The 18,864-nt window shown below is 68.4% G+C and carries 11 protein-coding genes; 6 read left to right on the top strand and 5 right to left on the bottom strand.

Annotation, left to right across the window (positions count from 1 at the left end):
- Window positions 1-104 precede the first annotated feature (104 nt).
- Window positions 105-1,181, bottom strand: coding sequence for an ABC transporter substrate-binding protein (locus ACSRUE_RS27555; RefSeq protein WP_441286195.1), 1,077 nt, complete (start codon window positions 1,179-1,181; stop codon window positions 105-107).
- Between the two features lie 198 nt (window positions 1,182-1,379).
- On the opposite strand from ACSRUE_RS27555, the gene ACSRUE_RS27550 reads away from it, so the two are divergent.
- Window positions 1,380-2,441, top strand: coding sequence for a hypothetical protein (locus ACSRUE_RS27550; protein WP_441286194.1), 1,062 nt, complete (start codon window positions 1,380-1,382; stop codon window positions 2,439-2,441).
- Window positions 2,442-2,548: 107 nt separating this feature from the next.
- On the opposite strand, the gene ACSRUE_RS27545 is transcribed toward ACSRUE_RS27550, so the two are convergent.
- The 3 genes from ACSRUE_RS27545 to ACSRUE_RS27535 form a co-directional block, all read right to left on the bottom strand.
- Window positions 2,549-3,775, bottom strand: a complete 1,227-nt coding sequence (locus ACSRUE_RS27545; RefSeq protein ID WP_441286193.1) for a CHAT domain-containing protein — start codon at window positions 3,773-3,775, stop codon at window positions 2,549-2,551.
- Window positions 3,776-3,782: 7 nt separating this feature from the next.
- A complete protein-coding gene (locus ACSRUE_RS27540) occupies window positions 3,783-5,774 on the bottom strand; it encodes a caspase family protein (RefSeq protein WP_441286192.1) in 1,992 nt (663 codons plus the stop codon).
- A gap of 165 nt (window positions 5,775-5,939) precedes the next feature.
- Window positions 5,940-10,739 (bottom strand): CHAT domain-containing protein, encoded by a 4,800-nt coding sequence (locus tag ACSRUE_RS27535; protein ID WP_441286191.1) that lies wholly within the window; start codon window positions 10,737-10,739, stop codon window positions 5,940-5,942.
- A gap of 396 nt (window positions 10,740-11,135) precedes the next feature.
- Here ACSRUE_RS27535 and ACSRUE_RS27530 point away from each other — a divergent pair, with 396 nt between their 5' ends.
- The 5 genes from ACSRUE_RS27530 to ACSRUE_RS27510 all read left to right on the top strand — a co-directional run bounded on the left by ACSRUE_RS27530 (window position 11,136) and on the right by ACSRUE_RS27510 (window position 17,883).
- Complete coding sequence (locus tag ACSRUE_RS27530) at window positions 11,136-12,188, top strand: caspase family protein (protein WP_441286190.1); 1,053 nt, start codon at window positions 11,136-11,138, stop codon at window positions 12,186-12,188.
- A gap of 6 nt (window positions 12,189-12,194) precedes the next feature.
- Entirely contained in the window at window positions 12,195-12,659 is a 465-nt protein-coding gene (locus ACSRUE_RS27525) for a hypothetical protein (protein ID WP_441286189.1), read from the top strand.
- Window positions 12,660-12,713: 54 nt separating this feature from the next.
- Window positions 12,714-14,177, top strand: coding sequence for a hypothetical protein (locus ACSRUE_RS27520; protein ID WP_441286188.1), 1,464 nt, complete (start codon window positions 12,714-12,716; stop codon window positions 14,175-14,177).
- 88 nt (window positions 14,178-14,265) lie between these two features.
- The gene (locus ACSRUE_RS27515) at window positions 14,266-17,343 is read left to right on the top strand and encodes a hypothetical protein (protein ID WP_441286187.1); all 3,078 of its coding nucleotides are present in this window, start codon (window positions 14,266-14,268) and stop codon (window positions 17,341-17,343) included.
- Between the two features lie 12 nt (window positions 17,344-17,355).
- Complete coding sequence (locus ACSRUE_RS27510; RefSeq protein WP_441286186.1) at window positions 17,356-17,883, top strand: hypothetical protein; 528 nt, start codon at window positions 17,356-17,358, stop codon at window positions 17,881-17,883.
- A 169-nt stretch (window positions 17,884-18,052) separates the two neighbouring features.
- Here the strand turns inward: ACSRUE_RS27510 and ACSRUE_RS27505 are convergent, their stop codons facing one another.
- The gene (locus tag ACSRUE_RS27505) at window positions 18,053-18,823 is read right to left on the bottom strand and encodes a M12 family metallopeptidase (protein ID WP_441286185.1); all 771 of its coding nucleotides are present in this window, start codon (window positions 18,821-18,823) and stop codon (window positions 18,053-18,055) included.
- Window positions 18,824-18,864: the final 41 nt, after the last annotated feature.

Raw genomic sequence — 18,864 nt, 5'->3', positions numbered from 1 at the left:
CTTCGTCCAGCGCTCCGCGCCGCTGTCTCGAGCAACGGCCGCGCGGCGACCCTACAGAGAACGTGGCACGCACGCCAGGCCGTCCCTTCGGCGTCCGACGTTGCCTACTTCGCGGCCTGGTCGTTCGCGTAGGGGTTGAGCTCGTTCGTGTAGACGCGGCTCAGGGCGATCTCGCCCGGCTTGAGCTCCCCGCTCTTGACCATCCAGTCGATCCAGACCTGGAAATCGCGCTCCGCGATCAGGCCCCCCTTGCCGGCGACGCCGTAGCTGCGCCAGAACTTGATGGCCGAGTCCTCCTCGTTCCGACCGCGCTGCTTCATCAGCGCGATGCAGCGCGCCACCACCGTCTCGCGCGGGGTGTCGCGGGCCCACTCGATGGCCTTGGCCGTCGCCTCGACGAAGCGCCGCGCGGTCCTGGGGTTTTGCTTGATGAAGCTCGTCTTCATCACGTAGCTGCCCGCGGTGAACTTGCCGTAGAGCTCATAGTCCGAGAACAGCGAGCGAATGCCGCCGCGCTCGAGGGCGCGATCGCGGTAGATGTCGCCGAGCGACGCGACGTCGACCTGCTTCTCGCGGAGCAGCTGCTCGCCGTTCACCGGGGGAACGACGAGCAGCGTGACGCGCCGGGCCTCCTCCGGCGCGAGCTGGCCTCGCGACAGAAACTCCTTGACCATGAACTCGCTGTGAGCGCCGAGCGTGTTCATGGAGATCGTCTTGTCCAGGAGATCGCGCGCCGTGCGCAGCGGGCTGTCGTTCAGCACGTAAAAGCCGCTCTGGCGTTGCTCGTCGACACCGTAGTAGCCGGCGACGGCGATGATGGGCGCCTTGGCCGCGATCAGCTTGATGATGGCGCCGTTGAAGGCGCCGCCGAAGTCGGTGTCGCCGGTGACCACGGCCTGCACGCTCTGCGGGCCGCTCACCGTGCTGCCGACGAAATTCAGGCGGATCGGCGCGAGGTAACCGAGATCCTCGGCGAGCTCGATCGGCGACACGGTGCCGTTGTTGCCCTGATAGCGGAGCTCGAGCGTCTCGAACTCGCCCTCCGATCCGGCGGCGGAGGCGCGCGAAGCGTCGTCGCGCGAGCAGCCCACCGCGGCGCACGACACCAGCAGGGCGAAAAGGTGGACGGCACGCAACGCGGCGCGGAGCAGGTCACCAGGGAGGGGACGCGGAGCAGTCATATCCGTTATACTAGACAATCATCCGTTATAATACAAGCCTCTCCTCTTGCCGGAGAACTGGCGCATGCGTCAGAACGCGTGGCCCTCGACGTGCCTGGCACAGGTTTTTCTTGAACGCCGTCTTGCATCAAACCGCGCGCCTTTCTCGGGATCTTCCCACGCGCGGCCCTGGCACTCTTTGGCACAGGAGCGAATCCAATGACAGACATTCGACCTACGTGGCTTCATCTCGGCCCCGTGTTCTCGCTCGCGATCGCCCTTTCCGGCGCGCTCGCGGGCTGCGGGCCGCTCGGGTGGACGACCTGTGAGTACGACGGCGTCGAGTACAGCCCCGGCGACGAGTTTCGTGACAGGTGCAACAGCTGCTTCTGCTCGGAGGACGGGAGCGTCTCCTGCTCCGATATGGCGTGCACCTCCGACTGCACGTGGGGCGGGGTCACCCACGCGCCGGGCGAGTCGTTCCCTGCCGGGGACGGGTGCAACAGCTGCCTCTGCATGGAGGACGGGAACGTCGCCTGCACCCTGGTGGAGTGCACCGGCGGCTGCACCTACGGCGGGCTCGCCTATATGCCCGGTGAGTCGTTCCCGGCGTCCGACGGGTGCAACACCTGCACCTGCGATCCCTCGGGCTCCGGGAACGTCGGCTGTACCAAGATCGCGTGTCACGGCTGTGAACGAGACGGCATCGGTTACGCGGCGGGGGCGCCGGTCCCACCGGGCGACGGCTGCAACACCTGCACGTGCAACGCGGACGGCGAAATCGTGTGCACGGACGTGGCTTGTCCGGAGGGCTGCAACTATGGAGGCGTGGAGTACAGGCCGGGCGACAGCTTCCCTGCCCTCGACGGCTGCAACACCTGCACGTGCGGCGGGGATGGCAGCGTCGCATGCACGGAGAAAGGCTGTCTGGAGGCCTGCACCTACGGAGGTGTGGGGTACGAGCAGGGCGACAGCTTCCCCTCCCTTGACGGCTGCAACACCTGCACCTGCACCGCCGGCGGGGGCGTGGCGTGCACCGAGCGTTACTGCGGATGCGACGCATCGAGCGAGTGGTGGCGCCAGTACGTGAGCACCAGCCCGGAGGAGTGCGCGCTCATCGACTTCGCCTGCACCGGAGGCTTGACCTACGTCTCCAACGAGTGCGGGTGCGGCTGCGAGCAGGACCCGAGCTGCCCGCCGTCGTTTGATTGCATGCCACCTCAGGCGTGCGATGCGGACGAGATCAAGAAGCGCTGCCCGTACTCCACGATCCAGCTGTGAGCGGCGGAGCCGCGCTCGCCCCGTGAGAACCCACGACCCCGAGATCGACGCATCGCGTCAGTTCGACAAGAAGGCTCGCCTGTAACTTACCCTGACGGCAGCCGCGGTCACGGCTGGATTTTCAGTATCTCATTCAGCTTCTGGATCGCCACGGTATACTGCTTCGCGTCAATGGCCGCACGTGCGTCATCCGACAGCGCCTTGATCTGGAGCTCTCGGAGCTGTTGCTCGTTCGGCTTGTCGATCAGGAACAATCTGCCGTCGTTCCCGCGCATGAACAGCACCGGCGTGCCCCACTCGGTGGGATTCATGTCGAAAAACATGGCTTTACGCGCCTCGACCAGCGCGTTGTCGACGGGCAGGTTGTTGGCGATGGCGCCATAGAACGCGCTCGCAAATTTGATGGCTCCTTTGTCCGTGATCCTGAACTGCATGGCGGTGACCGCCGGGATATTGCGCTGCACAAGCCCTTGTGCCATGCCCGCGAAGGGGTCTCTGGAGTCTGCCCGGGCCCCTTCGCAGGAGTTGAGCACCACGAGGCGCAGGCTTTTATGGCTGAGCGCGACCTTCATCATCTCTCTGGTCGCAGGGAAGCTGTTGCCCATTTCGTCCTCGAGCATCAGCACAGGCTCCTGCGTGTCCTCGCTGAAGCCGCCATGGCCGATGAAATGGAACATGTGGTACGATTTCGTTTGCAGGCATCTCTGCAGATCTTCCAGAGACGCCTTGGGCACGCGCGTCACCTCCAGTTCGGACGAATTCCTCAGGGCCCCTGAGATCTTCTTCCACTCCTCCTCGACGTCGAGCTGCGCCAGATCCTGCGGGCTCGAGATCATGACAAGCATGCGGATCGGCGGCCTGATCTGCACCGCCGAGGGGGGACCCGGGAGCTGCATGTGACGGACGATGGGAGTCTCGAACGCGAGATATGTCTGATTGCTCCGGTCGTAGAGGTACTCCCAGGGCAGCTGGCTCAATTCCGGCACGTCGTCCAGGCGGAGTCGGATGCGCACGCCGGCGCCTTGGTCCTGCGCCCTCGACATGCAGCCCGCCAGAGACGCTCGAACGTCGTTCACGAAGACGGCCTCGTAGAGCCTCTCCCCGAAGATCCTCAGTCTGCTGGGCAGCTCCGCTGTCCGCTGGCCGGGGGGCAGGCCCACCTCGCGAGCCGGCCCCTCGACGATCGAGCGAAGACGCTGGAGCTCCTCCGGCTGGAACGGGCAAACGAAGTCGCTCGATGGCTCGCCCCCGGGGCTCTTGACCTCGAGCTTGTATCCCCCGTTGCCGTTGTTTCGAACGGTCAAGTCGAAGTCCAGGTAGGTGAGCTCCGCCATGGTCGCCTCACCGTGCCCCGCGGCGGAGCTCGAACGCGCGTTGAACCGTGACCCACTCCTGTTCCGGCGGGAGCTGCACGGGCCGCCTCTCGCGTGTCCCCCGGCCCGTGATGGCCATGTCCATGAGCTGCCACAGCTCCGTGGTGGCTCCCTGAGGCTGCGCTCTGACGGTACGGCCTCCCTCCTGGAGGAGCATCGAGCTGAGGTCCATCGGGTATGTGGTCGCGAAGAGCTTCAGCGTCTCCGTGCCGGAGGGTCCGGAGACTCCGACTGGAAAGTAGAGCGCCAGTTCGTCGTAACCATCCTTGTCGAGGGACGGAACGCTCACGGTGCTGCGCGGCTCGATTTTCCTCGCATCATAAGAGTAGGACGAGTCCGTGATGGATGATATCGTCATGGAGAGGCCGAAATCGAAGACGCTCGCATAGATCGCCCGCTCGTGATCGTTCCGGATCTCCAGCCGGATATGATCTCCCGCGTGCAGCACCGGGAGGCCCGTCTTGGCGCTCGCTTCCACCAGAACCCACTCATCGTCGTTGATCTTGCGTTTGACGATGAGGTCCACCTTGCCGGCGAGAGGACTCCGCAGGTTGGGGTTCATGAGGGAGAGGACGTTTCGGTACCTGGAGAGCTTCTCCAGATCGAGGCGGACCGCATAGGGATCCGACACAGCAGACGGCCGCATGATGGGGCGCGCGAGCCTGGCGCGGCCGTCGTTCGAGGACCCAGCATCGTCCTCGATGAGCCATACGTCCCATTCGCAGTGGACCCTTTGCCCCGAAGGATCCGTCTCGATCGGTGTGCCCTCCGGAGCGAATCGGACGATGACGTCTCCGCGCTCGCTCGGCTCCACGACCTGGAGGAGCTCCACCTTCGCAAGGACGCTCTTCAGCCTCTCGACCTGATGCGCGGCGTCGATCGCGGCCGACCCGTCGATACCGACGCGAAGGCGCATCGCGCCGTAGTCATGCGCCACCTCGACAGCGCTCGCGCCGCCGCCGATTACGTTTTCTTTGACCTCGGAGAGGATCCTGGCTTTCGCGTCGGAGACGTTCACCCTGGTGATCTCGGCCATCCCGAGCTTCTCGGCGTCCGTCGTGTCGAGCGCCGCTTCGGGGTAGATGGCCCACCAGGATCGCAGGGTCACGCCTGCCGCTGCGCCGACGCTGAGCGTGATCTCGGCTTCGTTGCGCGCCGTGACCGCCACGACCGTGGACCTCGGCCAGCCCTCTCTCCCGAATACCGGCTGTTCACAATCGCCCTCCAGCTGCGGATGTTGATGCTTCAGCCGTGACGCGACCTGTGCGCTGATCTGCTCGAAGAGCTGTCGGAACGTCGTGTCAGGGTTCGCGCGGAGCAGCACCTGGCTCAGGAAGTACGTCAACCCGCCGTGAATGACGCCGTCCTCCGTGATGAATTCGAAGCAGATCTCGTCCGTACGGCTCGCCCCGAGGTACACGATACCGGTGCTCGCCCGGGCTTCGTCGAGCAGCGTTCCCGAGTACGGTGCGTCCAGGACGATCGTGATCCTGCGTGACCGGACGCGCGAGAGCCACGTGCGCAGATCGTCGTAACGCACCATCGACTCGGCCGAGTCGTAGAGCCAGTCGTGGGGTAAGAGGGCGCTATCGTAGACCGAATCGGAGACGTGTGACCCGACCGCCGGACCGCTTTGAAACGAGGCCGAGTCCCACGGCGTCACCAGCGGAGCCGCCGAATGGGCAGGGGCCCTGGGCAGCCGAGCCCCCCAACCCGAAAAGAAGAGGAAGACAGACGTCTCTGCGCCCGCCGCCTCCGCGATCTGGTCGAGGGCATGCTTGATAGCCAGTCCCGTCGCACCTTCGTCCAGGAGGGTCTGTATCTCGTCCGGCTGGAACCCGCACTGCCGCTGCAGGATGGTGGACATCAGCCTCGCATCGTTGACACAGCCCCGTAGCACCGGCCCATGGAGGTATTTGTTGATGCCGATGATCAGCGCCTGCCTGCGGGTGTTCGCCATAGGTCCAGCCCAATGATACCACGCCCATGCCCTGAAGTAAACGGCAACCCGGTTGTCGACCATCAGAGTCGCTGACGACGCTCACCGCCGCGTCTATCACGATCGCGCGGTCGCGCGGTCGCGCGGCCGTAGGATGGGGGTGCGGCGCGGCCCGTCAAGGAGCGATCATGACGCCGACGCTCGAATAACGATGAATGGTGCCCAGAAATGCGCATTGCCGTAAGGCCGGTCCGCGCCGGCGGCCGGTCGATGGCGCGCAGCGACGTCGCGTGAAAGGTCGGCGTCCTCGATCTCGCGGGCCGCGTCCGCCGAGTCCAATGCTCGAAGCCACGCCGACGCCCGTCGAAGCGCCTCCTCCGCCATGGCGCCCGCGCGGAGCTCCTCATGAAAGCGCCGCATGACGAGGGCCGTCGCTCGATCGGCGACCGGCCACAGGCTGACCACGACGGCGCGCGCCCCCGCGAGCAGGATCGCGCGGGCGAGCCCGACCACCTCACCTCCCTGCACGGCACCTCGCCCCGTGTCGCACGCGCTCAGCACCACGATGTCCGCGTCGAGGTCCATGCCGAGCCAATCCGCTGCCGTCAGCTCTTCCCCGTCGGCCAGCGCGATGGCCGAGGCGAGCGGCGCGGCTGGCTCGAGGACGCCGTGCGTGGCGAGGTGCACGACACGGGTCGCCTTGATGAGGCGCGCGCGGACGGCCTGCGCCGACGCCGCCTCGCCGATCAACGGCTCTGCTCCATAGAGCGAGGCCACGAGGCGCGCCTCGTTCCGCGCGCCGTCCAGGGTCGCGAGATCGTGGTCTCGGCCGAGGACGTCGCGGTGGCGCATCTTGGCCGGATTTCCCACGATGAGCACCTCGTGAGCGCTCGCTGCGCTCCTCGACGCCTCGGGCTCGGGCCGGCCGAGGAGCGATGCCGCCGGCACGATCGTCAGCGGCCGTTGGATCCCGAGGGGCTCGCCACGCACCGGGAGCACGCCGAACGGGAACCCAGCAAGCTGAGCGTTCGGCACGATGACGACGCGCTCTGCGCGCTCGATGGCGTCGGCGAACGGCGCAACGAGGATGCTCGCGAGCGCATCCACGGCAGGCGCGGCCATCGTCCCGGCGCCGACGCTCTGGCTCGCCGCCAGCACGCGCGCGCCGAACGCGGTCGCGTCCAACGGCGCCTCGCCGTCGGACGTCGTCCGGTGCGTGGCGACGATGCCCGATGCATCGACGGCCCAGGCGAGCAGCTCGCGCGCATGGAGAAGATAAGCGATGAGCAGCGTCCCTGGCTCGAGGCGCAACGCGCCCGGCGGGACAGCGGATTCGCGGCCCGCAGCCGCGCCGTCGTTCTTGGCGAGCTCGTCGAGGGCGCGGTCGAGCTCTGCTTCCAGCTGCGCGACGCGCGCGGGTGCGACCTCGGGCCGGTGCCGGAGGGAGGCGAGCTGCGTGGTCAGACGCTCGACCTGCGCGCGCGCCTTCCGCGCCGGAATGCTCCCTTCGGCAGCCTGCGCGCGCCCCGCCAGAGCTTCGGACAGCAAGCGACCACGCACGAGATCCGCCTTCTCGAACGCGCCCGCCCAGTCTCCCGTCTGCGCGAGCGCGCATGCCCAGCCGCCATAGATGGCCTGGGCATAGCGGGCCGCGCCCAGCGTCCTGCGGAATCGCTCCGACCGGAGCGCGCCCCGCCGGGCCTCGTATCCTTTCGCAGCCGCGGCGAACGCGGCCAGGCCCGAATCCACCCTGCCGGTGCCCATGAACACGATGGCACGGTCGAGCGTGTGATTGATGTCGCCGACATCGGGCAGGCGACGGAGCAGCGGCTCGGCGCTGAGCCGGTCGAGGATCCGCATGGCCTCGTCCCACGCCTCCACGCGCACCAGCAACGTGACCATCGCTCGTGCCGTGTCGGCGATGCGTGCCTCGCGCGCCGCCTGCGCGTCGACGCCCGGGGTGCCCTCGGCCATCTTCAGGAACAGCGCCTCGAGCGGCCCGCGCGTCAGGGTCGCCTTCCCGTCAAGCACCCTCCCCACGGCGGCCAGCGTGGCCGCGCGGTCGCGAGCGAGCGCATGGATCGTCGCCTCGAACACGGGATTGCCCGACGCGATGGCGGCGCGGCGCGCGACCTCGATCTCCTCGCGTGCAGCCGGATGTCCTCGGACGTCCACCACGGCCCGCGCTCGTGCGAAGCTCGCGTGGAACGCGGCGGCCAAGCGCAGCTGTGCGAGGGAGGCCGGAACCAGCTGGGACATCATCGCGGCGAGCTGCTCGCCCATGGCCGCCGGGTCGGCCGCGCTCCCGAAGCCGGCTCCGGACGGGTCGGGCGACCCCTCCTTGGGAGCCGGAAGCGCGGTGAGCGCCTCCTCCAGCTCGGCTGCCACGCGCTCGAGGCGCGCCGCGTCGCCCTCCTGGGTGTAGGCCTGCATGGCCTGGGTGCCCAGCGAATAGAAGCGCATCCAGCCGACGAGATCGCCGGGATTGGCGCGGCACGCCTCGCGCACGCGTGTCATCGCCCGGTCGACCTCCTCGAGCACCTCCGCGGCCGCCCCGATCGCCGCGAGGGCCGAGAGCCTCTCGTTCGTCACCTGGTACGAGCCCCATGGTTCCTCGGCTGCGTCATAGAGCCAGAGAGCGAGCTTCGTGGCGCGCAAGAACGCGTCGAGCTCGCCCTGGTCAATCCAGAGCGCGCGCGCCACTTCCCGCAGGATCGCGCCCCAGGCGCACAGCCAGCCGCGGGCGCCCTCGCGCGCCGCTGCCTTGGTGTGGGGCGAGAGCTTCTCCTCGAGGACGCTCGATGCATCGCCCCGCCGCCACCGCACCACGATCTCGGCGAGAGCCGCGTCCATGGCCAGCCGATTGTCCTTGTGCTCGATCGCCTCCTTCTGGATCGCCTCGAGCTTCTCGACGGCTCTGGCGAGGTCTTCCCCGCTGGCCGTCGCCCTTCCGAGGAGCATCGCTCGCCGCCACCGCGCGCGCAGCGCACCGCGCGGTGCGCCGATCGCGAGGTAGCTCTCGACCGCGAGCCGGTACGCCTCGGCGGCCATGGTGAGCTGTTCTTCGGAGTTCGCGCCGGCGAGCACGAAGTCGGGGATCGGGAGCCCGGTGGCGCGGGCCATCGCGTTCGCGCGGTCGTTGCCTCGCAGCGAGGTGTCCACATCGGTGACGCGCAGCCACGTCGCGAGGAGAGGGTCGCGAGCGCGGTCGGCCTCCGCCACGAGCCTGGACAGCTCCGCGCGGCGCCCATCGAGCGTCTCCGGCGTCAGGTTCAGCAGCAGCGAGGTCACGCCGAGGTGCACGGCGGGTCGAAGGTTCACCGCGCGAGCGGCGAGCACCCCCTCGGCGAGCGTCTCCTCCAGGGTCCATCCGATGAGCGCCTCGGCTCGACGGTGGTTGGTCTCGTTCGTCGCCACGTCGTTGACCAGGTCGATCGCCGCGTTGACGCCCGCGGTGATGGCGACGAACTCGGACAGCGGGCAAGGACCGCGCTGGTGCCGAGCGTGGCGTTCACCCCACGTCTGCAGTGCCGCCTTGAGCTCTGGGACCAGAACGACCGTGTTGTCCGGCCGGAGCCCGTCCGCGTGGCTGGCGACCCGCACCCCGAGCATGGCGACGAGCCGCGCATACGCCGGCTCGACGTCGCGGTATGCGACCTCGAGCAGGTCGAGCGCGCGCCTGTATCGCCCGCGCGCGGCGAGCACGACGGCGCGCGCGACCAACGCCGCGACACGATCGTCTCCATCGTTCGCCGCCGCGGCTGCGCCCGAGAGATCGCCTTGCCCGAAATCCATGACCCAGCACGCCTGAAGCTGCGCATCCACCGCAGGCCGGCCGCAGGTCGGAACGTCGGCGACGATCGGCGTCGGAAACCTGTCGCCGAAACGGAATGTCCCTGCGACGTCTCTCACCGCCGCCTCCCACGAGCCGGCATCGCTGAACGGGCAGTGCCACCCGATCACCGCTCCGACGCCGCGCTGCGGGTCCACCATCAAATACCTCTGTTCGACCATGTCGAGGCGACCCCAAAGGGGGACGTTCACACCGCGCCTCATCCGCACCACCGGCACGTCGCGCCCACGAAGACGCACCATCACGGCGTCCTGGTACAGCACGTTGGACATACCGAACGACGCGAGCGAGCCGCCCATGGACGACGAGAGCCCGTCGTACATCGCATTCAGTTTGCGCGGATCGCCGCTCGCGAGCGGGAACAGGAAGACCTGGAGCATCGACGGGGAGCACGGCGTGCCCGGCGCCACCTGCTGGACCATCGCCATCGGACCGCCGGAGAACCTCGCCTCACGATGCCAGAGCACGACGCCGCGCGTCCGCCCGTCGGACATCTCGGTCGCGCACCAGGGCCAGTCGGTCCGGATCGTGAAGGCCCCGTCGGGGCCGAAACAGCGCGGAGCGTGGGCGCTCTGCGTGCTCGGCTGGGGCTGGAGACCCATCGAAGCGAGCAGCTCGCGCGGCAATGCGAGCGCGGCGGCGAGCTTCGTCGCCGGAGACGTGATGCCCACAAGCGCGCCGAGGAACGGGGCCGCCATTTCACGGAGCAGCATCGGGTGGCATTCGGCGCTCGCGAGGCGCTGCGCGTCCTGAGCGCCGAGCGTCCCCCGGAGGATGTCCTGGGCCTTCGCGCGGAGGTTCGGCCCCGACGGAGGATCACCTCGGTAACTCACGAGCGCCGCCAGGACGTCGGCAAGGAGGAGCACGGCTGGATCGGTGGTCGGCGCGGCTGGAGCGCTGGGACCGGAGGCGATCCCCAGCGCGCCGAGCTGCAGATTGACACGACGCTCGGTCTCGCGGCTCTGGGCGTCGATCTGCGCCCCCTGCGTCGCCTGCGCGCGTAGCACGTGCGCGAGCCACGGATCGATCGCCGTGTACTCCGCGCGGAGGCGCAGCGTGGTCCCCACGGGATCCGACCGGAAGGCGACGAGCACGGGCGGGTCACCGACGAGCGATTGCAAGATCGGATTCATACGGGCTCCCTCCTCGGCGACGAGCGCCTCATGCCCTCATTGGAAGAGAAGGAAATCCAAACGTCTCGGGACCGTCAAGCCTCAACTGCGCGATCTGCCTCCCGCTTCGCTGCGCCCGGGACCAGGCGGCCTGCCGGCCGTGTCACGCAGGGAGGGAATGAGCCCGTCGATGCCGGAGCGAACCCGTCGGCGCCACACCAACGAGCAGCGGGCGTCGTTGTTCGAGCGCAATGACGCCGAAAAGTTCCCGCAATCGAGCCGCTGCGGCTCGAACCTGTGCAACGGGAAGGAATTGCTGGTGGCCGGCGGGGCGATGCGCACCCCTTCCATGTCGCATAGGAAAGCAGTAGGCTCGCGCCATGGCCTCGTGGTGGGCCGGCGGTCTCGACATGAGCCATGGACGAGAAGAACCGTGACATCTCCAAGCTGCACGCGAAGGGCGTGGAAGGCGGCGCGCCGGGGCGCGCCGGTCGGAGGGCGGCTACAGGAGCCATCATGTCGAAGCGGGCGCTGATCGTAGGGATCGACGAGTACACGGAGTTCCCGCAGCTCACCGGGGCCGTGGCCGACGCGCGCGCCATGGCGGACGTCCTCCGGCGCAACGACGACAAGAGCATCAACTACGACTGCCGCCTTCTGGCGGGCGATGGGTCGCCCAAGGTGACACGGGCGGCCCTTCAGCGTCTCTGGCGCGAGCTCTTCTCCGGCTTCAAGGACCCGATCCTGTTCTTCTTCGCCGGGCACGGCCTCGTCAGCGAGACGGGCGGGTACATCTGCACGTCCGACGGCACCCCCGAAGAGCCCGGGCTCCCGATGAACGATCTGATCGTCCTGGCCAACAAGTCCACCGCGAGCGAGGTGCTGATCATCCTGGACTGCTGCCACAGCGGCACCGCCGGGGGCTCGCCCTACAACGATGCCCTCAGCGTGCTGCGCGAGGGAGTGACCCTCCTCGCGGCCAGCCGGCCCAGCGAGAAGGCGAGGGAGCGATTCGGCCGCGGCGTGTTCAGCGGCTTGCTCTGCGACGCGCTCAGGGGTGGCGGCGCCAACCTCCGTGGCCAGGTGACGGCGGCGGACCTCTACGCGTATGCCGATCAGGCGCTCGGAGCCTGGGATCAGCGGCCGCTCTACAAGTCGTACAGCTCCGGCTTCTCGGTGATCCGGCAGTGCACGCCGTTGATCGCCGACGACGCATTGCGCTCGCTGATCGAGCTATTTCCAAGCGACGATGCCGAGATCGCCCTCGATCCGAGCTACGAGCACACGCAGCCCGAGGCAGACCCGAAGAACGTGGCGAAGTTCGACAAGCTCAAGGCGCTGCGCAACGCGGGGCTCGTGCACCCCACGCGCCAGCCGGACCTGTACTGGTCCGCGGTCCGCCGCGGCGGCGCCGCGCTGACGCCGTGGGGCCGGCGTTACTGGCGCATGGCGCAGAAGGACCTGATCTGAGGGACCATGAGGATCGGTATCACAGGGCATCGCCACCTCGGCGGCTCGGACGATCGGAAAGGAGTCCATGCCGAGATCAGCGCCCGTCTCCGCGAACGCGCGCGCCCCGGCGACGAGGCGCTGTCCTCGCTCGCCATCGGGGCCGACCAGATCTTCGCGCAGGCGGCGCTCGAAGCCGGGTTGCGCCTGCATGCGGTGGTCCCCTGCGAGGGCTACGACGCGACGTTTTCACCGGAGGAGCTGCAAGGCTACGAGGCGCTGCTCACGGCCGCCACGGAGGTCACGACCCTCGCCTTCCCCATCCCGTCGGAGATCGCGTTCGAGGCCGCGGGGCGCTGGATCGTGGACCATTGCGACGCCGTGATCGCGGTCTGGAACGGCTGCCCTGCGAGCGGGCGCGGCGGGACCGGGGATATCGTCGATTACGCGCGGAGCAAGAACGTCCAGCTGGTTGTCATTCCTGTCATGTGATCCCCCCATCGCGCCGCGAGACGCCGGCGCTTCCCCTGGTCGCAGGAGGTCTTCGTGGATCCGCTCGCTCTCCGCTTCGCGCTGCTCGTTCCCCCGGCGATCGTGGCGGCGAAGCTGCTCGTCACCGCGCTGTACCGGCGTCGCATCCGCTCTCTGATGCGGGAGGTACGGCATCAGATCGCGACGATCCCCTCCGCGCCGCAGAAGCTCGCAGCCGGCCGAAGGGGTCCAGCGCGGCCGAATGCGGCCGAGATCCAACGGTGGGTCGACACCCCGCGGCGACGGAGCCGGTGGCTCCTGCCGATGTATCTCGCGGCGGCCATCGCGTACGTCGTCCCCGGCGCCCTCGTGCTCCTCCTGTACATCGAGCCAGGCGGAGCACCGCCGCTGGCGGTGCTGGTCACGTCGGCCCTGCTCTCCATCGCATTGCTCCCCGCCGTGCTCACGGCGCGCCTTCGCTCGCTCTCCGCGGCCGGCGTGTGGACACAGGCCGCCATCCTCGGTGTCCCGATCGGCACGTCGCTCGCCGTAGGCGGCCCGAGCCTGGTCGCTGGCACGACGCCGCTGGCGGTGCTCCTGGTGGTGCTCCAGACCTGTCTCCTGGCAGGCGCCGGCTTCCTCGCCGCCTTGGCCTATTTGCGGTTCAGGGTGTACCTGCACGAGAGCGTCGCCGCCGGCCCTTCGCCGCTGCGGTTCATCGAGCTCTCGTTTCTCGGAGCAACGTTCAATGCTCTGGTCTCCGGCGCCGGGAGCCAGCGCGCCTGGGCCTTCCTCGGACCGTTCGTTCTGCTCCTCACCGTCCTGGGCGCGGGCTTTCGTTTCCTGGCAAGGAGCTCTCGCAGCACGACCGCGCCCAACATCCTCTTGCTCCGTGTCTTCGGGAACGGCCGCACGGCCGAGGCGCTCTTGAGCCGCCTCGCCGACATCCTGAGCAACATGTGCGCGCTCCGGTGGGTCTCGAGCAGCGATGTAGCGGCGGCGACCGTGAGCCCGCGCGGCATGCTGGCCTATCTCACCGGCCGCCTGCGCACCCGCTTCGTCGCGACCGAGGCCGACCTCGATCGCGTGCTCGGCGAAGGCGCGGACCAGTACCTCGACGGGTCGTTCCGCACGCGCGAGATCGCGTGCTTCGAGAACGGTTGGCGCCCCGTCGTCGAGCGCCTGATCCGGGAGGCGTCGGTGGTGCTCATGGATCTCCGCGGCTTCACCGCCGCCAACCGCGGGTGCGTGCACGAGCTCGGGCTCCTCGTCAACCTGGTGCCGGCGTCCCACGTGATGCTGCTCGTGGACGCCACCACGGACGAAGCCCAGCTCTCGCTGACGCTCGACGAGGCGTGGGCGGGCCTGCGGCCCGACTCGCCGAACCGCTCGGCGAGCCCCCGCCAGTTCCGGAAGATCACCTTGAATCGTCTCGACCGCCGGACCGCCGCGGCGCTCGCGGACGACGTCCTGCGCGCCGCTGCCGCACCTGGCTCACCGGCGCCTGTCGCCGCCGTCAGCCCGCTGCGCTCGGCGTGAAGGCTCCCCTGATCTTATGCACTTTCTTCCTGATCCCATGCAACGGTTCGACAGCAATCGCGGCGCACGATGTGCCCGAGGGAAATCAATGCTCAATCGAGAGTCGAATCTGCCGCGTCCACCATCGGCGTGGCTCCTGCGTATCGCGCTGACATGTCTGTTGATGCTCGCGCTCGCCCCGACGACCGCGGCGCAGCCGGGGCGCCCCCCGGGGCTGCCCAGACCACCCGCCGGGGGGCCCCCATCGACGGGCGCGCCGCTGTCCCCCGCACCGCCTGCGCCGGCCGCGCCGGACGCGCCGGCGGCGCCCACCGTCGATCCGCCCGATCCGCCCGATCCGCCGGAGCCGCCGCCAGCGCCCGCCGCCGACGATTCCAAGGCGAAGGCCCGCACCGCCCGTGAGGAGCGCAAGGAGCGCGAGAAGGCCTATGCCAACTTGCACGCCGAGCGCGTGAAGGAGCTGATGCGGATCGCGACGACGCTACGGACGACGTGCTCGTCCACGGCGCAAGACATCGCCGCCGCTCAAGTCGAGGCGCGGAGTGACGCCGCCGAGTGCGCGGAGGTCAAGAAGGCCTGCAAGCCCGGGAACCCCAGGTGCGAAGCCGAGCTCGCGGAGTGCGCCAAAGAGGCGCAGAGGCTCACCAAGTTCCAGACCCAGACCGCGGCCCTCAAGACGAAGGGCGGCCTCTGCTCGAGCTTCTGCGACCCGCAGGCGGGAGTGGGGGTCAACCTCTGCGCCTTCGAAGACCCAGTCGCGGCCAACGCCGCCGTCCTCGCTGACTGGACCGACGCCCGCATCCTGATGCGTTATATCGAAACGCATCTGGCGAACCTCAATGCGTTGAGGCCGAAAGGAAGCCCTGCGAGTGCGCCCAGCATTCCCGGGCCGGCGGCCTTGCCGGAGGTGCTCGGCGGCAGTACGGGAATCGCAGGCGAGGTCACCACGGCGGCGCTCAATTTCGCGACGGTGGGGCTCACCGCGCTGGCGAAGCTCATCGAGGATCGCGCGAAACGAGAGGGTATCGGCTGGTTCCTCGAGCGGGTCGGGCGAGACCTCTGCGGGCTCGACGCTGCAATTCCACAGAGCCCGAACGTGCTCGAGCAGATCGTGGACGAGCCGAACAACGGGCTGGCGGAAGCCGAGCGCACACAGGCCAAACAGATAGTCGCGAAGCTGAACGCCGCCACCAAGAAGCGCGCCGAGGGAGAAGCCCAGGTCGTCTACCGAGAGATGCGGACGTTCTGGTTCCCCGCGCTCTGCTCGCTGGCTGGCAAGACGAACGATCTCACGCAATACGGCGGCGGGGGAAAGCTCTTCGAGGCGCTTCGCGGCGCGGTCGCCTCCGACGTGACGGGCTGGCCCGGCGCTGCGGCAGGGCTCGGGCTCGGTTATGCCTTCTGGAGCGGGATCGTCCCCCAGAACCAACCGAAGAACAACCCCTTCTTGTGCACGCCGGACGATACCACCGGCGCGTGCGCTTCGGTCCTCCAGATCCGGCGCGCCGGCGCGACGTTCGTGGAACAGATGCTCTCTGGACAGAGCCCCACGGCGAGCCTCTTCGCGCTCTCCGGGCGGCTCGACACGGCGAACCTCGACACGAGCCCTCCCGCTAATCCCAGGCTGCACGTCGACGGCTTTCAAGTCGCCGCCTGCGCCGCGGCGATGCCGTATTACTTCGACGAGCACGGCGATCTGCTGCCCACGTACGATCCGGCGGCCAAGCAGGCTAATGCTGGCAAGAACGACAGCGCCGCGCTGGCGGAGGCGAGCCTCGATCGAACGCAGAAGACCGAGGCGCTGCTGGTGGCCGCGTTCGCGTCGGCGCCCGCTTGCTGGTCCATCGTGGGCAAAGGCGTCGAGGTGTCGGGATGCGAGGCGCTCGGCGGCAAAAAAAACGGGGATGCATGCGGGGAAGACCAGGGTGATTGGAAGCGTGCGCTCGGTAATTCCGCGCCTATCGAGCGGCTCTCCACCGTGCTGCGCCTGACGCACAGGTTCGCCACCGGGGCCCGCGTCGTCGAGGCCCAGTGGCGCAAGCTGCTCCAGGCGGCGAGCGCTTACGAGGACGCCGCGCGGGCCTCCATGGGGGCCATCGGGCGGACCCCCGACGTTCCCATCGACATCGGCAGTCTGCTCAAAGGGGCGGACGAGAAGAGCCTCCCGGAGGTGATCCGCGCCGCGCAGGATCTCGTCGAGAAACAGGCCCGGACACTCCAACAGGGCCCCGTCGTGAAGCAGCTCCAGGCGGCGCTCGCGGTCGCGCAGGCTGCCATCGAGCTCGCAAGCGTCAGCATCGGGGCGGTCGAAGGGGCGATCGACCCGGTTCTCTATCCCGGCTTGTGCACAGCGTCCGGCTGCCCGTCGCTCAGCCAGCTCTCCCTCTCTCTGGGCAAGGCCCGAGAGACGCTCAACGCGCTTGCCAAGGACGTGAGCACGCTCAGCGGCGTGCTCGCAGAGGACTGGGGATCGACCGTGGCTTCCGCGGTGGGGAGCCTCCGCCTCCACATCGAGGTCATCTGCCACGACGCGGCCACCAAGAACAAACAAAGCGGGGCGTGCGGCGACGTGATGCCAAAGATCTCCCGCTATATGAGCCTGGTGGTGACGCTGGTGGCCGAAAAGGATCCCGAGCGCATGGCCGAGACGCTCGACTCGCTCGCCGCGCCGGTCGGTGGGTGGCGATCGAAGTCCAACGCCAACGTCACGGTCGTTTCGCTCGCGGCGTTCCCGGGGTTTGCGGCTGGGGGCGAGGTCCGGTTCGGCCAATATGGCGTCACGCGTGAACGCGGCAAGGTTTACAGCTCCGCGCCGACGTTGACGCTGCCCGTGGGGGTCGACGTGGCGTTCGGGACCGACTGCAGCTTCCCCGCGCCGTTCGGGCTGTTCTTCTCGGTGCTCGACCCAGCGGCCTTCCTGCAGTACGACGCCTCGGAGCAGGGCCGCCTGCCCGGCCCGCGGCTGACGACCGCGCTCTCGCCCGGCGTCTGGATGCGCTTCGGGTTCAAGGACACGCCCGTCAGCCTCAACCTGTTCGGCGTCTATCGGCCGGGGCTCCGCGCGTGGGAGGCCTCTGTGAGCGGGCCCGCGGCAGACGCGTTCCAGTTCGGGGCCTCGGCGTCAGTCGACGTGACGCTCTTCGATCTCTACACCAAACAGCGTTGAGCCGGAGGAAGCATGAAGACCCAATTTCTGCTCTGCGCAGCGGTTCTCTCGATGGCGACAGGCTGCAGCGACACCGAGCCCGACGAGCCGCGGCTCTGCCTGCTCGGCTCTGCTGCTGTCGAGGGGCGCGATCCGAGCACGGTGGCCTGCCCCGATCCGCCTGTGACCATCAGCGTCGCTCCGGGCGAGGTGGTTTATATCCGGCACGAGCTCCCCGAGGGGATCGAGCCCCCCGGTCCGCTCCACGTCCGCATCAGCACGCCTTGCGGCGAGGCCGAGTCGTTTGACGCCGACTACGCGACGCGCGACGGTACGGATGGCGAGAAACAACACATCGCCGTGATCTCGCGCGTGGCGCCGGTCGGGGCCGAGTGCTCGCTCTCCGTCCATGCGACCATCGCCAACAGCTCGCTCACGCGGGCGACCTCGCCGTCGGCGGATGCGGCCACATGCGCAAAGCTGGTGTGTCCGGCGGACGACGCGGGGGGCGGGACCGGAGGGGGCGGGACCGGAGGGGGCGGGTCGTCAGGGTCTCCGTGACGATCGGCGGAGCCGGCGAGCGACGTGGCGACGTGGACTGGCTCGTGCCGCGCCGCCGGCCGAGGAGCAGAGGAAGCCCCCGCCCTTCAGCTCCGGGAACGCAGTCGCCGCCCGGCCGCCATCACCGAAGTCGTGGATGTAGACACGGAGTCCGATCTCGAAAGATGCTTTACGCGCGCCCCGGATACATCTGCCGGATGAAATCGATGTCCGTCCGCGAGAGCCGGGTGTTCGAATGTGTGCCCACGCCGTCCGTGGTCAGGGATGCCGGGAAGTCGTAGAGCATGATCGAGTCGGGATCGAACTTGGTCCCGTTGATCTGGCGCTGTGAGTACCTGTCAAGGATATTGAAACGGATCGTCTGCTCGTCCCAGAAGTTCGGCGAGCCCGAAAAGTACTCGATCACTGCCTGCTCGTTCCACTTGATGCCACCCGGGATCTGGTGCTCGTGGATGCAGCCTATCGCGTGGCCGAACTCGTGCACGATGACGCGCGAGAACTCCTGTTCGTCGGTGGACTCGTCGAACCAGCCGAAGTTCATGGTCGGCTGGTGCCGCGGGAAGTAGCGGTCCACGAGGCAGTCCGTGCCGATCGCCGACCACGAGTTACCTGGATCGAACGCGAACGAGATGCGGATCTCGGCTCGCGGGTCGTTCCCGAATTCGAAGTCGAGGTTCGCGTGCCGCGTCAGCTCCGCCACGTACTGCTCGACCTTCTCGCGGAGAAACGACGATCCGTCGAGGAATCGGACGCGCAGCCTCCGGCCCGGCCGCCACAGCTTGCGCTTCACCATCGCCATTTTCTCCGCGGTGCCGGCGTTGGGTTCGGGGGCGTTGTCCGGGTTCTCGGCGAGCGCGATGGCCCGGGCCTCCCTGTCGAACTCGAACGGGATGACCCGATCGATGCACGCTCGTCGCGCCGTCTCAGTCTTCGACGTCATGGATCGTCTCCCTCCTCTGTCGCATCGGTAGAAGCGCCCGA

The sequence above is a fragment of the Sorangium sp. KYC3313 genome, from assembly GCF_052075895.1.
Classification (GTDB): domain Bacteria; phylum Myxococcota_A; class Polyangia; order Polyangiales; family Polyangiaceae; genus Sorangium; species Sorangium cellulosum_B.
This window is presented reverse-complemented; position numbering and strand designations above follow the sequence as displayed.

Bases quoted from the DNA above. Each gene is read 5' to 3' on its own strand.
- ACSRUE_RS27510 (WP_441286186.1), top strand. From the start codon at position 17,356: ATGAAGACCCAATTTCTGCTCTGCGCAGCGGTTCTCTCGATGGCGACA.
- ACSRUE_RS27530 (WP_441286190.1), top strand. From the start codon at position 11,136: ATGGACGAGAAGAACCGTGACATCTCCAAGCTGCACGCGAAGGGCGTG.
- ACSRUE_RS27545 (WP_441286193.1), bottom strand. From the start codon at position 3,775: ATGGCGGAGCTCACCTACCTGGACTTCGACTTGACCGTTCGAAACAAC.
- ACSRUE_RS27540 (WP_441286192.1), bottom strand. From the start codon at position 5,774: ATGGCGAACACCCGCAGGCAGGCGCTGATCATCGGCATCAACAAATAC.
- ACSRUE_RS27555 (WP_441286195.1), bottom strand. From the start codon at position 1,181: ATGACTGCTCCGCGTCCCCTCCCTGGTGACCTGCTCCGCGCCGCGTTG.
- ACSRUE_RS27525 (WP_441286189.1), top strand. From the start codon at position 12,195: ATGAGGATCGGTATCACAGGGCATCGCCACCTCGGCGGCTCGGACGAT.
- ACSRUE_RS27550 (WP_441286194.1), top strand. From the start codon at position 1,380: ATGACAGACATTCGACCTACGTGGCTTCATCTCGGCCCCGTGTTCTCG.
- ACSRUE_RS27535 (WP_441286191.1), bottom strand. From the start codon at position 10,739: ATGAATCCGATCTTGCAATCGCTCGTCGGTGACCCGCCCGTGCTCGTC.
- ACSRUE_RS27505 (WP_441286185.1), bottom strand. From the start codon at position 18,823: ATGACGTCGAAGACTGAGACGGCGCGACGAGCGTGCATCGATCGGGTC.
- ACSRUE_RS27515 (WP_441286187.1), top strand. From the start codon at position 14,266: ATGCTCAATCGAGAGTCGAATCTGCCGCGTCCACCATCGGCGTGGCTC.